Origin of the sequence: Bdellovibrio svalbardensis (assembly GCF_029531655.1) — a bacterium.
Classification (GTDB): Bacteria; Bdellovibrionota; Bdellovibrionia; order Bdellovibrionales; family Bdellovibrionaceae; genus Bdellovibrio; species Bdellovibrio svalbardensis.
Map to the genome: position 1 here is coordinate 122,861 of NZ_JANRMI010000002.1, position 13,793 is coordinate 136,653.

Below are 13,793 nucleotides of genomic sequence, written 5' to 3' on the forward strand. Positions count from 1 at the left end.
GAAACACGCTCTGCACGCGGATCCTACATCCGTTGGGTGAAATCTAAATCACTTATGGACGGAAGACTGCGGAGCAATAACGGGTCGAGGGTCAGTTGAAGGTGTTGAGTCTTTTGTGAGGAGTCCTCCAAAATATGTTGGAGGTCATATGGATTCAACTAAAGAAAAAGTCAGTCAAAAGCTCAGCTTGGTATTGCACAAAGTGATTCGGGAAATGACTGGCGCTCCCGATAATGGCGTAAACATTGAATTTATGTTGGGAGAGAAAACCATAGTTTTTAAGATCAATCTAAATCCCGAACATCGCGGACGGCTGATCGGTTCAAAAGGCAAAAACATCACGGCATTAAGAGATCTCGTGTCTGCAATGTCGGGCAGCTACGGTCATCGCGCGGTCATCGATCTGGTCGTTTAAAATTTCATTTTGTTGAAGGGGTTTTTCATTGGGCGAACCAAAAGATTTACTTGTTATTAAAAAGGCCAGAAGTGTGACTCAGGAAGGTCATCCGGCTGAGCCAAAGCATGAGTCCGAGAAAATTGTCGGTGAGCTTCTTGCGCTCCTTGTGAATGAACTCCTTGCTGGGGTAGGAACGGCCAAGGTCAGCTATCAAAGTCTTGGTGAGGTGACCGAGTATAAGATCACGGCTCCGGTCGATGAGCGGGGGCGTATTGTTGGCCAGGAGGGCCGAACCATTCGAGCTTTGCGAACTGTTATTTTTGCCACGGCTCGCGTTCGAGGATTCAAAGCCAGTCTGTGTGAAGTTTAGATAAACTATAAATTGATTGCTCGGGTAGCGTCGCGGAGCAAATAGGCCCCCTTGAATCTTACATTGCAGGTATGTAAGTGGATCGACGGCCTTTCAAATGCTTAATCATACTCATGTCACTAATTTTGAAGCTTATTTTTACTACACAAGTTCTGTTCGGAGTTGCTCAAGCCAAATCTGAACTTAGAGTGGCCATCATTGATTTCCCTCCTTTCTATGGAGTCGATGAGCAGGGAAAAGCCACAGGTGTTTTGTCTGCGCGGGTAAGAGAGCTTCTCAAGGCTTCCGGGTACAAAATGAAACCCGTTTTTGTTCCAGCAAAAAGGATGATGACTGAAGTTGCGGCAGGAACCATCGATGTATGGATGGGGGTCAGCAGTTTTCCAGAATTCAAAGAGACCACTTTGATTGGCAAGGAACTCTTTGTGGAGATGAAGTTGTCACTTTGGGCGTACTCTCGTGAAAGTTTTCCAGAGGATATGACCGTCCCTGATTCAAGGAAAATAGCGCTGATCTTTGGCTATTCTTATGGCGGTCTGTTGAATGAACTAAAGCGCAAAAGAAGTGTTTCCCTCGTTGAAGTGAAATCTGTGGATCAAGCCAGCCTGGTGTTAAAGAATCAAAGAGCCAGCTATCTGTTAAATTATGATGTAACCATGGAGCATTGGCTTGCCAATAATTCCCATGAAAAAATGGTTTCTAAATCTATTAAGGTTATTCCCTGTTATATTGTAGTCTCAAAGAAGCATCCCCAAGCCGGAGAAGTTCTAAGAAATCTTGAGCTGGCACTGCGAGATATGAAAGCCAAAGCCAACTCTGAGGAATTTATCCAAGGGGCGGTTCCCTAGAAGTTTTAAGTGCTTTGATTTTCTAATTTACGAATGCTGTCTTCAGCTTCTTTTAAAGCAGCCGTTGTGTTTTTCAAACGTTCGGCAAAAGACTTCAGCATGCAGTTGGCCCAGACGGGAAGTTCTTCCAAGAGTTGCTGAAAGCCTTCTTCAGAAACACGCACCAATGTCACTTCAGTCGCAGCGACCGCAGAGGCCGAACGAGGTTTGTTTTCTAAAAGAGCGAACTCTCCGAAAGATTCCCCATCGCGAACCTGTCCCAAAACCACAGCCTGGCCTTGGCGATTCATCGTACAGATAGAGACCACACCTGATTCGACGATATAGAAATGTCTTTCGATATCGCCCTCGAAGAAAATATAATCGCCAGCAGCATAAGTTTCTTTTACGATCGCATCAGCAGACATTCAAAATTCCCTCAGATTAATTTACGCAGCTCATGCACGTTTTTGACAAATGAAATCTTCTTGTCTTTAGAGATTTTTATATCAGCCAGATGCCTTTTATTGGAAAGAGGCATGACGAAGTGCTTGAACCCAAGCTTATCGGCTTCCTTCACGCGAGCTTCAACAAAAGAGACCCCACGAACTTCGCCGGTCAAACCGATTTCGCCAAAATAGCAGGTGTGAGCGTCAAGATCCCTGCGGCTCTCTGTCGATAAGATGGCGGCTGCAACAGCCAAATCCGCAGCGGGTTCAATCAATTTCAATCCGCCGACCACATTGATGAAGATATCATTATTGCCCAAACGAATATCCAAATGACGATCCAAAACTGCCGTCAACAAATGCAGACGGTTCACATCAATACCCAAAGCGGTACGACGAGGCATTGGCATCGGACTGGACAGAGTTAAAGCTTGCACCTCACACAATAAAGGTCTTGTGCCTTCCATCGAAGCAAATACTGCTGAACCGATCAGTTGGTCCCCACGTTCTCCAAGGAACAGTTCCGATGGATTGGAAACTTCTTCCAAGCCTTTTGAGTTCATTTGGAAAACGCCCAATTCTTGAGCCGCCCCAAAGCGATTTTTCAAAGCGCGAAGCAAGCGGAAGTCATAGGAGATATCACCGTCAAATGAAAGAACGCAGTCGACCATATGTTCAAGTACTTTAGGACCGGCGATATTGCCGTCTTTAGTGACGTGACCAATCAGAATCACAGTGATGTTGTCGTGTTTTGCCAGGCCCATCAAATGACCGGCACACTCACGCACTTGTGAGACAGAACCAGGCGCCGCCTGTAGATCTGACAAATACATGGTTTGAATGGAATCGACGACTAAGACATCTGGCTTCTTATGACGAGCAAGCTCCATCACATTGTGCAAATTACTTTCGCAGCCAATTTCGATAAGCGGGGAGCGAATGCCTAAACGATGAGCACGAGAGCCCGTTTGTGAAACGCTTTCTTCTCCAGAAATATAGAGCACCTTGTGCTTGTGATCGGCGAGACCGCCGGCCATTTGCAGTAAAAGAGTCGATTTACCGATGCCCGGAGAACCGCCCAAAAGCACGAAGCTTCCGCGCGCTAAACCGCCACCCAGCACGCGATTCAGCTCTTCGAAGCCGGTGTCGAAGCGATCTAATTTGATCTCTTCAAGTCTTTGGTCCAGGGAGACAGGTTTGTTAGCTGTACTGGCTGTGTCAGTACCACCGGTCGACCAACCTCTGGTTTTAACCTCTGGTAACTGCAATTCCTCTACGTAGGAATTCCACGCGCCGCAGTCAGAACATTTTCCTTCCCACCTAGGGCGTTGGGCTCCACAATTTTGACAGGTATAGATCGTTTTCGTCTTCGATTTTGCCATGGATATTCGGTATCATTATTAAAGTAGAGATACAATCCTCCTTCGCGCTTTCGCGCTACGGCGGACGGTGTCCTGCTTCAGCCCGGACGGGGTTGATGAGTAAATAGGGCAGTAAATAGAGCAGCAAATAGAGCAGCAAATAGAGCATAGAAGCTCTTGTTTTTTTTGAATGGAGTGGATGGACATGATGACCTCCCTGAAACGTATTTTTTCTTCGAGTGTTCTTTTCAGCTCTTTGGCTGTATCTCCGGCTTTTGCTCAATCTGGTAAAGATGAGCTCAATTCCTTTAAAGCAGCTCTTGAGCAGTTTAAAGCCGCGAAGTATGAGCTGGCCATCCCAGCCTTCCAAGAGATCGCAAATCAAAAGACCGATTTACAAGAATATGCGCATTTCTACCTCGCACAAGCCTATATGAAAACAGGCAAGATGGATGAGGCAGAAAAAGAATTGGTGCGGGTTCAAGATCTTTCGCCGAACGTGAAAATGAGCATTGATGCTTCAAATCTTGCTGGCCAGGTGGCGCTTGAAAAAAAGAATTTCAAGCATGCTTCCGCGCAATTTGTGAAATTGGAAAAAAGAACGCGCAACACAGAGGCTTATCCCGATGTGATCTACAATTTGGCGGTGGCTGAAAAAGGTTTGGGTCATCACTCCCAAACTTGTAAATGGCTTGTTAAGCTGTATGAAAAGTATCCGGCGTATTCAAAAGTGCAAAACTGGAGCGTGGATCTGGCAGCCAATGAATTTGAAGGCAAGCCCTCAGACTGCCAAGTGACGACAGAAAATTTCCGCACTCGTGTGAGATATTTGCTTTTCGCCGGTCTTGATCAAAAGGCTCAAGGCGAAATCAATGTTATGAAAGAAAAGCTTGGCAAGACGGACAAATACTTAGCCGACAAGTTGCAAGCGCAGTTCTATCTTCAAGAAGGTGAATTGGTGAAGGGCGTGCAAATTCTGACGCCTTATTATGACAGCATGAAAAAGAACTTCGACTATTTGATCTTGTTTGCTTCTGCGACAGCCAGAGCCGGCGAAGTTCAACAAGCGGTGGGTTCTTATTACTCAGCTTATAAAATGAGCCCGCGCTCTAAAACCGGTCGTCAGGCACTTTATCAATCTGCCTTCCTGAGCTATCAGTTCCAGGATTACGATGGTGCCGCTCGCAGATTCCAAGAGTTCATGAAGGTGTATCCAAATTCAGGATTGAATCGCGATGCAAAATGGCACTTGGCGTGGTTGAAGTATCTGAAGGGTGACTATCAAGGCGCTTACAAAGCGTTCTCTGATTTGCAAACTTTGAAAAAGAAAAATAAAAAAGTTTGGAAGGCCTTCCCGAATGATCGTGTGACTTACTGGATGGCGATGAGTCTTTTCCGCCAGGGGAAGACAGAAAAAGCCCGTTCTATGATGGAAGGTTTGGCGAAGGACCCATTATTGGGTTACTACGCGATTGCCGCTCAAGCCCGTCTTAAGAAAATGGAATCCATTCTGCCAGCAAAACTTGCGCAAAGTCCTTTGCCAATTCAGCCGCGTGTGATCTCCAGATTCTCAGCGAGTGAGTTCTTGATGCCTTCAGTGGAAGACTCTTACCGTGGTGACGAGTCCGAATCCGAAGAGAACATGATGATCACGCAGTACTCTGCCGATGATGAAAAAGGTGATGAAGAGGAAGCGGACGGGACGGATGCAACAGACAGCCAGTCTGTTGAGGTCGTGAAAAATGACAGTGAAGTAAATTCTGGCGACAGCACGGCATCTTTCTCAAGTCCGATTTTGATGAAACGCTTCGAGCGTGCCCGCGACTTGATGATTGTTGGTGAAAATGAATGGGCGCGTTGGGATCTGTACGATATCGAAAGAAAAACGGCCAATCGTGAATACCTACGTACTTTGATGACAGAGTACAGTACTGCAGGTCACTTCAATCGCTCTTCTTATATCGCGCAGGTGACTTTTGGTGGTCAAAGAGCCGCTAACGGAGTGGATGGGGTTCGTTATTTGTGGGAACTTGCTTACCCGCGTGCTTATGGTGATTCAGTAGAAAAGTACACTAAAAAGTTCTCTGTGCCAGAAGAGTTGGTTTGGGGAATTATGAGAGCGGAAAGCAGCTACCGCAGAGATGCTATTTCTCCAGTAGGCGCTTTGGGGTTGATGCAGGTCATGCCATTTACCGGTCACAAAGTTGCAAGCATGTTGGGTGATAAGGATTTTAAAGCTCCCATGCTTTTGGAATCCGAAACGGCAGTCAAAGTGGGTTCTCGTTATTTGAAACGCCTTATGGACCGCTTCGATAACACGATTCCATTGGTCGCAGCTGGCTACAATGCGGGACCTCACAGAGTTAAAAACTGGTTGGTTTCATTTGGCAGCCTGGAAACCGATGAGTTCATTGAGCACATTCCTTTCCTTGAAACTAGAAACTATGTGAAGCGCGTGGTTTCGAATGCTTATGTTTATGCAAAATTGTACGGCAACAAAAAAGATCTTTTCCCGTATTTGTCAGAACCGGTTCCTGTGAAAGTGAATGCGGAGCTTGTGGGTAAAGAAAACTGGGATGACATATAGGCAACTGGCTGAGATTTCTTTTTAAGAAGACTTTCGAAATAATAGCGTCGCTGGTGTTCCTAGCGACGCTTAGCTTTTTGTTGCTCAAGCTTTTGCCCGGCGGTCCTTTTGATGACGAAGCGGCTCTCAATCCTCTGGTGAAGGAAACCCTGACAAAGCAGTGGGGTCTTCACGAATCCACGCTCACACAGATTGTTCGTTATATTTCTTCAGCCTTGCGCGGGGATTTTGGCATCTCAATGATGCATCCAGATCAAACGGTTGGATCTATTATTCAGCAGGGCCTTGGCAGCTCTTTAAGTCTTAGCCTTGTGACTTTGTTGTTTGTTCTGCTTGGGGCGTTCTCGCTGGCACTGGTTTCTATTCGGTTCCGTGGGACCTGGTTTGAAAGCCTGGTGGATCAAACTATGATCGCGATGCTGTCATTGCCAAGTTTGTTCTGGGGGCCTTTTCTGATTTATCTTTTTGGATTTTATTTCAATGTTCTTCCGGTGGCCTTTCTTTCAAGTCCGATCCATTATGTTTTGCCTGTCTTGACCTTGGGTTTCCGTCCTTTGGCAACATTGGTTCGTCTTTTGAAAACGTCCTTGAACGAAAACCTGCATTTGGATTATGTGCGAACGGCGAAAGCGAAGGGTCTGGGAACCTGGGGAATTTTAGTTCATCATGTTCTACGCAATTCGATGATTCCGTTCTTGAGTTATGCGGGCCCGCTGATCACCGGCCTGCTTTCAGGTTCATTTCTGGTGGAAATGCTTTTTGCCATCCCTGGTTTGGGCAGTCAGTTTATTTCCTCGCTGAATGACCGTGATTACACGTTGATTGTCGGACTGACCTTATTTTACGGCGCCATTTTGATTATCATCAATTCGCTAATGGATGTGTTCATGCGTCTTTTAGATCCTCGTTTGACGGAGGATGCGTGAAGAAGATTTTGCTATTCATTGCCGGATTGTTTTTGCTGTTGCTAGCAGCTGCCACCTTAGGCAGTTTCGTTTTTGTTCCTACAGGCGGAGTCCCTCAGGACGTCAGCACCATTTTGGCAGGCCCGAGCTGGGCGCATATTTTTGGAACAGACACCTTAGGCCGCGATCTGTTTGCCCGAGTTTTGGTCGGTGGGCGAGTCTCATTGTTGATTGGATTTGTTTGTTCGATACTTACTTTTGTATTTGGCTTTTTCTATGGCGCGGTGGCGGGATGGTTCGAAGGCTTCACAGATAAATTATTTATGAGAGCCTGTGACATCTTTATGGCCATTCCAAGTTTTATCCTGGTGTCAGTGATTTGTCTTTCGATGCAAGTGATCCTGCCCTTTGAAGATCCGCACTTGGTGGCGGTTTTGGGTTTATGCATTGGCATCTCGGCAACACACTGGATGAGTCTAGCGCGAGTGACAAGAGGCATGGTTTTGGAAATCAAAAGAAAGCCTTTTGTCGAAGCCGCCATTGCCTTGGGTGGAACACGTCGCCATATCTTGGTCCGCCATATTCTGCCAAACATGATCAGCACTTTGTTGGTCTTGATAGCCTTACAAATTCCCACCAATATTTTGTATGAAAGTTTTATGAGTTTTATTGGTTTAGGAGTTCATCCACCTTACACCAGCTGGGGAATTCTAGTTCGCGAGGGATGGAAGACGCTTTCCAGCTTCCCGCATCTGATCCTCTTCCCATCTTTGGTATTGTTCCTGACTGTCTGGAGTTTCCATATCGTCTTAGATCACTTGCGTGAACGAGATATGTAATTTGCCGCTGGATCTGAGGCTGTCAGTTTGCTGAGCCTATTATGAAGATATGATCTGGAAGAATATCTTCATTCTATTTTTTCTTTGTGCATGGGTCTCTATCGGCCGCGCTGAAAGTGTGCGGGAAACTTGGAATATTGTGGTCGATGAGTTCCCGCCCTTTACCTGCGTAAGATGCCCAGACGGAGGCGCAGGTATCAAAGCTTTGAGTGAAGCTTTGCAGACGGTAAATATCGATATCGTGGTGACTTATCTGCCCTTTGTTCATGTCTTAAGAGAGGCCAGATCCCAAAAATATCTAGGATATTTTTCCTGGCTGGCCAGTATGCAGTCTGGGTACGCCAATCCAAGTAAGGCTTTATTCCTGTCGCGGCTGACTCTTGTAGAGCAAAAAAATCACCCTTTAGTGTGGAAAGAATTGTCGGATCTCAAAGGCAAACGCATCGGTCTGTACGAGGGTTCCGGATATTTCGAAGAATTTATGGATCTGGTGAATAGGGGAGTTATCACGGTCTTGCTGTATCCTGGTGATGATGTCCGAATTCGACTTGTGGCCCAGGGAAAGTTAGATGGAGCATTGATGGACCGAGACAATGCGATTTATCATATTAAACAATTGCAGTCTTCAATTCGAGAAAAAGTGCAAGTGAGTGAGCACATCCTTCACACTCAGGGAACCTATTTTGTTATCCAAAAAAAGCATGCCGAGAAAATGAAGATCCTGGAAAAAGCCTTGGGGAATGTCGACACTCAAAAGATAGTCGACGACTATCTTTTGAAGTATCAACAATAGAAATTTTTATTCTTTTGGAGGCACCCAGCCCCCAAAGGTTTGCTCTAAAAGTTCTGCGCATCCCAGGGTGAGGTGATCATTCATAGAGTTTGCCACCACTTGTACGCCCAATGGAATTCCTTCTTCGTTCAGTCCCATAGGGATCGAGGTCGCTGGCATACCCAGAGTCGTAAAGATTCCCGTAAAGATAAAATCAAACGGAGACCACAATGGCTCACGATGTTTCGGAGCCACGCGAGGGTGCGGTGGTAAAATCAGGATCCCGTTAGGTCCCAGGATTTTACTGAGATCGTCATGCATTTTCTGTAGAGCCTGAAGTTCTTCAGCCAACTTCTTTGGCGAATCTTTTGAGCTTCCTTCCAAGATTTCCGCCAACGAGACAATCAGATTCGGGAAGATATAGCGACCTTTTCCAAAAGCCAGTTTGAAAAGCTCTTTACCGACAGAGAATTTTTCTTCCTTACCTTTAAGAACCTCAAAGAAGTTCTTATTCTTAGTTTTCTTAAGAGCCGCAAACCATAATTCTGTAGAGCGAACAAAAAAGCGGGGATCGAGTTCGATCACTTCAGCACCCAGCTCCTCAAAAAGTTTGCCGCAATTTTTGACCACTTGGACAAGTTCATAATCGGTCTGACGAGCCGTATGAAAAACCGGATCCGCACAAAGAACGACTTTAACTTTGGACCAATCTTTGGGACGCTCTTTGAGTTTTGCTCCAGCCAAAGTCGTCTGATCGTAACCATCAGGACCCATCATGATTTCCATCATTTTGTAAAGGTCGCCAGCTTTGCGGCTCATCGGCCCCAAAGTGGTGTAGGGATATTTATCGCCGACAAGAATGGTTTTAACTTCTTCTTTTGAGTAAGGGAAATGACCCGTAAATGGCAAAAGATATTGAGAAGGTTTGTGGCCAAAGATTCCACAGAAGGTTGCTGGCATGCGAATGCTGCCACCAATATCACTGCCCACACCAATCGGAGATGCGCCAGCACCAATCAAAGCGCCTTCGCCACCGCTGCTGCCACCGGGTGTTCGCTCGAGACTGTAGGGGTTGTTCGTGAGTCCGTAAACTTTGTTGTAAGTCTCAAACCAAAATCCCAACTCAGGAACATTGGTGGAGCCCATCGGAATAGCACCAGCATGTTTAAGACGAGCCACGATCGTCGCATCCCAATCCATCACATCGTTTTTGTGATGAACACTGCCACCAGTGCGCTTCATTCCTTGATAGGCGAACATTTCTTTGACGGTAAAGGGAACACCAAAAAGGGGAGGCAGAGGGGAGTGATTTTTTGACAGGATTTCGGTTTGCTCTGCCGCCAATTTTCTGGCGCGAACAAAATCCTTTTCCACCATCGCGTTCAACTGAGGATTTACTTCTTCGATGCGCGCGATATGCGCTTCTAAAACTTCTGTGGGTGTCACTTCTTTGGCAGCAACTTTTGCGGCGATTTCCAAAGCAGAAAGTTTAAGTAGTTCGTTCATTGCGGACCTCCGAATGGCCCAAGGCAAAAAAAAGGGCCCTTTTACAGGACCCTCATTCGAACATATTAAACGTTGAAACGGAAGAACAAGATGTCTCCGTCTTTAACGACATACTCTTTACCTTCGACGCGGTATTTACCAGCATCTTTAACAGCCTGTTCAGATTTGTAAGTAAACAAATCTTCGCAGTGGTAAGTTTCTGCTCTGATAAAGCCTTTTTCGAAATCCGTATGAATCACGCCCGCAGCCTGTGGAGCTTTTGTGTTTGCACGAATCGTCCAAGCACGAACTTCTTTTTCACCTGCAGTGAAGTAAGTTTGTAGACCCAAAAGTGTGTAAGCTTCACGAATCAAACGATTCAAACCTGGTTCTTCGGCGCCCAAAGCAGCCAGGAAATCAGCACGATCTTCCGGTGGAAGGAGAGCGATCTCTGCTTCCATTGCAGAACAAATCAAAATCGTTTGATTGTTTTCTTCAGCAGCACGTTTTTCAACTTGCTTCGTCCAATCATTACCGCCAGCAGCGAAATCAGCATCATTGACGTTCATAGCGTAAAGAACTGGTTTCGCAGTCAAAAGATGCATCTCTTTCATGAAGGGAGCTTCTTGGTCATCCAAGGTCACTGAACGAGCAGGAAGACCTTTGCTCAAAGCTTCAACGGCTTTTTTGGAAACTTCGTATTCCATTTTGATTTTTTTGTCGGTTGTACTCTTCGCCATTTTTTCAGTGCGCTTCATACGTTTTTCCGCAGAATCAAGATCGGCCAACATCAACTCAGTATTGATGATTTCGATATCACGAAGTGGATCCACGCTGCCCGCAACGTGAATGATATTTGGGTCGTCGAAACAGCGAACCACGTGAACGATCGCATCAGTGGCGCGGATGTGAGAAAGGAATTGGTTCCCCAAACCTTCACCTTGCGAAGCACCTTTAACGATACCTGCGATATCCACGAATTCCATTGTTGTTGGAATCACTTTTTGAGGCTTAATGAAAGTCGTAATTTTATCCATGCGTGGATCTGGGACTGTAACCACGCCGACATTGGGATCAATCGTACAGAAAGGGTAGTTAGCGGCTTCAGCTTTTGCAGAAGTAAGCGCATTAAAAAGGGTACTTTTACCAACATTAGGAAGCCCAACAATACCAACCTGAAGTGCCATAAATCCAATCTCCTTAAGGGGGGGAAGTTGCCTTTTTGATTTTCTCTGCGTTGCTCCTCGTCGACGTACTTGCAGTACGCCTTCCTCGTCGCGCCTTGATAAAATCAAAAAATCAACTTCCTGGGGTGTTTGAGGTTTGTTCTTACTAAGAAAAACTCAACGCCCTTGTAACTAATTTGGGAACTCTATATTAACCGTTGAATTTTGTCGAAGCTTTTTGGATGCCATCAAGAATGATGCTCTCGAGGGCGTCGCAGCCTTTATTGAGGAAATCCGGAAGAACAGTGGTCTCTTCTTTAGTGAATTTGCCCAAGACATAGTCTGCCACAGGGAAGTTTGGATTGTCAGGGCGACCAACGCCGAGTTTAAGGCGAGCATAGTCTGCGGAGCCCATCAAACCTGAGATGCTTTTGATTCCATTGTGCCCGCCGTGACCGCGGTTTTTGTGAATTTTCATTTGATTGAAGGGCTGATCAATATCGTCATGAATAACGATCAAATGGTCGAGGGGGATTTTATAAAAGCCCATCAAAGGCTGAACAGATTCGCCAGACAGATTCATGAAAGTTTGCGGCTTACAGAAGATGACCTGATGGCCTTTGAACTCTACTTGAGCGATTTCAGCTTTGAACTTGTTTTGCAGGCGAGGATTGCCGACACCTTGGAGGAAATAATCAACAGCCATGAAGCCGATGTTGTGACGGGTGAATTTATATTCGTTACCTGGATTGCCAAGACCGACGACTAACCACATAGAACCCTCTTAAAAAACAAAGGCAGCTCGGGTGAGCTGCCTTGTCTGTTTGCACTCCGACTTCGTCGGAGTAGAACTGTCTGCACTCCGGCGAAGCCGGAGTAGAATTCCTTTTGGGAAAAAATAATTTCCCCGTAGGAGATTACTTTTTCGCAGCTGGTTTTGCAGCAGCAGGGGCTTTCGCGCCAGCAGCAGCAGCAGGAGCTTTTGCACCCGCAGCAGGAGCAGCAGCCGGAGCCGCAGCAGCTGGAGTAGCAGCAACTTCTTCGTCTTGAGCGCTAACAACCGCAATTGTCAATTCGCCACCAGAGATAACTTTAACTGTAGAAGCAACTTTCAAGTCAGAAACGTGAAGAGCATCGCCCAAAGCCAAACCAGAGATATCAGCAGTGATGAACTCAGGGATGTCTGTAGGAAGAACTTCAACCTCAACTTGACGGTTAACAACGTTCAACAAACCGCCTTCAGAAAGACCGATTGGTTTGCCTTCAAGTTTAACTTCAACCCAAACGCGAACTGCTTTTTTAAGATCCAAAGCGTAGAAGTCAACGTGTTGAGGACGGCGAGAAAGAGGGTGAACGTCTACTGATTTAACAAGTACAACGATACCGTTTGCGTTTTTTTCAGATGATTTCAAATTGAATAGAGCATTTTCGTAAGCACGAGTGTTGTACTTAACGATTTCTTTTTCACCAACAGTTACGTTGATAGGTGATACTGCTCCGTAGATAACTGCAGGAACTTGACGATTTACACGAAGTTCACGGCTGTTGCCTTTACCAGTTTGACGAGGTTCAACTGTTAGGTCGATTCTGTTTTTCATATTTTTTTCCTTCTAGTCCAATAGAAAGGGTTATTAAAATGCCACCTTGCGGGCGGCGCTATTTCTTTGCGCTCAGTGCGCTTTAAAATCTAAGCATCAAACAATGAACTGACAGAATCGTTGCCGTGGATTCTCTTGATGGCTTCCGCTAAAACGGGAGCGACCGAGACCACTTCAATTTTTCCGCAATTCTTCGCAGCTTCCGATAACGGAATCGTGTCGGTCACCCATACTTTTTCGATACGGCTTTCCTTCAGACGGCTGATAGCAGGACCCGATAAAACGGGGTGCGTTGCGACGGCGAACACCTGTTTTGCCCCATTCTTGTAAAGGCTGTCAACTGCTTGTGTAAGGGTTCCAGCGGTATCAATCATATCGTCGACGATCACGGCCGTTTTGCCGGTCACATCCCCAATTAAATGAAGCGCTTTGGCCTCGTTCGGGCCAGATCGGCGTTTATCGATGATCGCCATCGAGGATTCAATGCGTTTGGCAAAGGCACGGGTTCTTTCGACCCCACCTGCGTCTGGACTCACCGCGACAAACTCAGAGCCTTGGCCATAAGCCTCTCTCCAAGCGCGAGCTAAAGTCGGAATAGCGAATAAATGGTCCACGGGAACGTTAAAGAACCCCTGGATTTGGGCGGCATGCAGATCCACGCAAACGACGCGGTTGGCTCCGGCCGTGGTCAGAAGATCAGCCATCAACTTGGCAGTGATGGGGGCGCGGGGAGCCACTTTGCGATCTTGGCGAGCATAACCGTAATAAGGAATCACGGCCGTGATCGACGCGGCAGAGGCTCTGCGAAGAGCATCCAGCATCACAAAGAGTTCCATGTAGCTTTGATTCACCGGAGGGCAGGTGCTTTGGATCACAAAGACATGCTGTCCGCGAACGCTTTCATGGACTTCAACTTGAATTTCCCCATCGGCAAAGCTGCTGACTTCACAGAAGCCCAGCTCAACTCCGGCTGCTTCAGCAACTTTTTTGGCGAGGTTTGGATTGGAATTTGCGGTAAAGATTTTTAGGCCCTTCAT

Annotated in this window: 14 protein-coding genes; 7 read left to right on the top strand and 7 right to left on the bottom strand. The window is 46.4% G+C overall.

The features are described from left to right. Positions 1–148: 148 nt before the first annotated feature. The 3 genes from NWE73_RS05970 (at position 149) to NWE73_RS05980 (ending at position 1,615) form a co-directional block, all read left to right on the top strand. Complete coding sequence (locus tag NWE73_RS05970; RefSeq protein ID WP_277577380.1) at positions 149–415, top strand: KH domain-containing protein; 267 nt, start codon at positions 149–151, stop codon at positions 413–415. 28 nt (positions 416–443) lie between these two features. Further along, the gene (locus NWE73_RS05975; protein WP_277577381.1) at positions 444–767 is read left to right on the top strand and encodes a KH domain-containing protein; all 324 of its coding nucleotides are present in this window, start codon (positions 444–446) and stop codon (positions 765–767) included. Between the two features lie 113 nt (positions 768–880). After that, on the top strand, positions 881–1,615 hold the full coding sequence (locus NWE73_RS05980) for a substrate-binding periplasmic protein (RefSeq protein WP_277577382.1): 735 nt from the start codon (positions 881–883) through the stop codon (positions 1,613–1,615). Between the two features lie 5 nt (positions 1,616–1,620). Here the strand turns inward: NWE73_RS05980 and NWE73_RS05985 are convergent, their stop codons facing one another. Continuing rightward, entirely contained in the window at positions 1,621–2,022 is a 402-nt protein-coding gene (locus NWE73_RS05985; RefSeq protein ID WP_277577383.1) for a Crp/Fnr family transcriptional regulator, read from the bottom strand. Between the two features lie 11 nt (positions 2,023–2,033). Then, the gene (gene radA / locus NWE73_RS05990; RefSeq protein WP_277577384.1) at positions 2,034–3,425 is read right to left on the bottom strand and encodes a DNA repair protein RadA; all 1,392 of its coding nucleotides are present in this window, start codon (positions 3,423–3,425) and stop codon (positions 2,034–2,036) included. 184 nt (positions 3,426–3,609) lie between these two features. Here radA and NWE73_RS05995 point away from each other — a divergent pair, with 184 nt between their 5' ends. The 4 genes from NWE73_RS05995 to NWE73_RS06010 all read left to right on the top strand — a co-directional run bounded on the left by NWE73_RS05995 (position 3,610) and on the right by NWE73_RS06010 (position 8,528). Next, positions 3,610–5,991 (top strand): transglycosylase SLT domain-containing protein, encoded by a 2,382-nt coding sequence (locus NWE73_RS05995; protein WP_277577385.1) that lies wholly within the window; start codon positions 3,610–3,612, stop codon positions 5,989–5,991. A 77-nt stretch (positions 5,992–6,068) separates the two neighbouring features. Beyond that, the gene (locus tag NWE73_RS06000) at positions 6,069–6,917 is read left to right on the top strand and encodes an ABC transporter permease (protein ID WP_277577386.1); all 849 of its coding nucleotides are present in this window, start codon (positions 6,069–6,071) and stop codon (positions 6,915–6,917) included. Next, positions 6,914–7,735, top strand: coding sequence for an ABC transporter permease (locus NWE73_RS06005; RefSeq protein WP_277577387.1), 822 nt, complete (start codon positions 6,914–6,916; stop codon positions 7,733–7,735). Before NWE73_RS06000 ends, NWE73_RS06005 begins: the two co-directional genes overlap by 4 nt. Positions 7,736–7,784: 49 nt before the next feature. Beyond that, entirely contained in the window at positions 7,785–8,528 is a 744-nt protein-coding gene (locus NWE73_RS06010; RefSeq protein WP_277577388.1) for a substrate-binding periplasmic protein, read from the top strand. A 6-nt stretch (positions 8,529–8,534) separates the two neighbouring features. On the opposite strand, the gene NWE73_RS06015 is transcribed toward NWE73_RS06010, so the two are convergent. The 5 genes from NWE73_RS06015 to NWE73_RS06035 form a co-directional block, all read right to left on the bottom strand. Beyond that, entirely contained in the window at positions 8,535–10,013 is a 1,479-nt protein-coding gene (locus tag NWE73_RS06015; protein ID WP_277577389.1) for an amidase, read from the bottom strand. A gap of 65 nt (positions 10,014–10,078) precedes the next feature. Next, on the bottom strand, positions 10,079–11,179 hold the full coding sequence (gene ychF / locus NWE73_RS06020) for a redox-regulated ATPase YchF (RefSeq protein WP_277577390.1): 1,101 nt from the start codon (positions 11,177–11,179) through the stop codon (positions 10,079–10,081). A 190-nt stretch (positions 11,180–11,369) separates the two neighbouring features. Beyond that, a complete protein-coding gene (pth, locus tag NWE73_RS06025) occupies positions 11,370–11,933 on the bottom strand; it encodes an aminoacyl-tRNA hydrolase (protein ID WP_277577391.1) in 564 nt (187 codons plus the stop codon). Positions 11,934–12,075: 142 nt separating this feature from the next. Then, positions 12,076–12,756 (bottom strand): 50S ribosomal protein L25, encoded by a 681-nt coding sequence (locus NWE73_RS06030; RefSeq protein WP_277577392.1) that lies wholly within the window; start codon positions 12,754–12,756, stop codon positions 12,076–12,078. 89 nt (positions 12,757–12,845) lie between these two features. Further along, the gene (locus NWE73_RS06035; protein ID WP_277578188.1) at positions 12,846–13,793 is read right to left on the bottom strand and encodes a ribose-phosphate diphosphokinase; all 948 of its coding nucleotides are present in this window, start codon (positions 13,791–13,793) and stop codon (positions 12,846–12,848) included.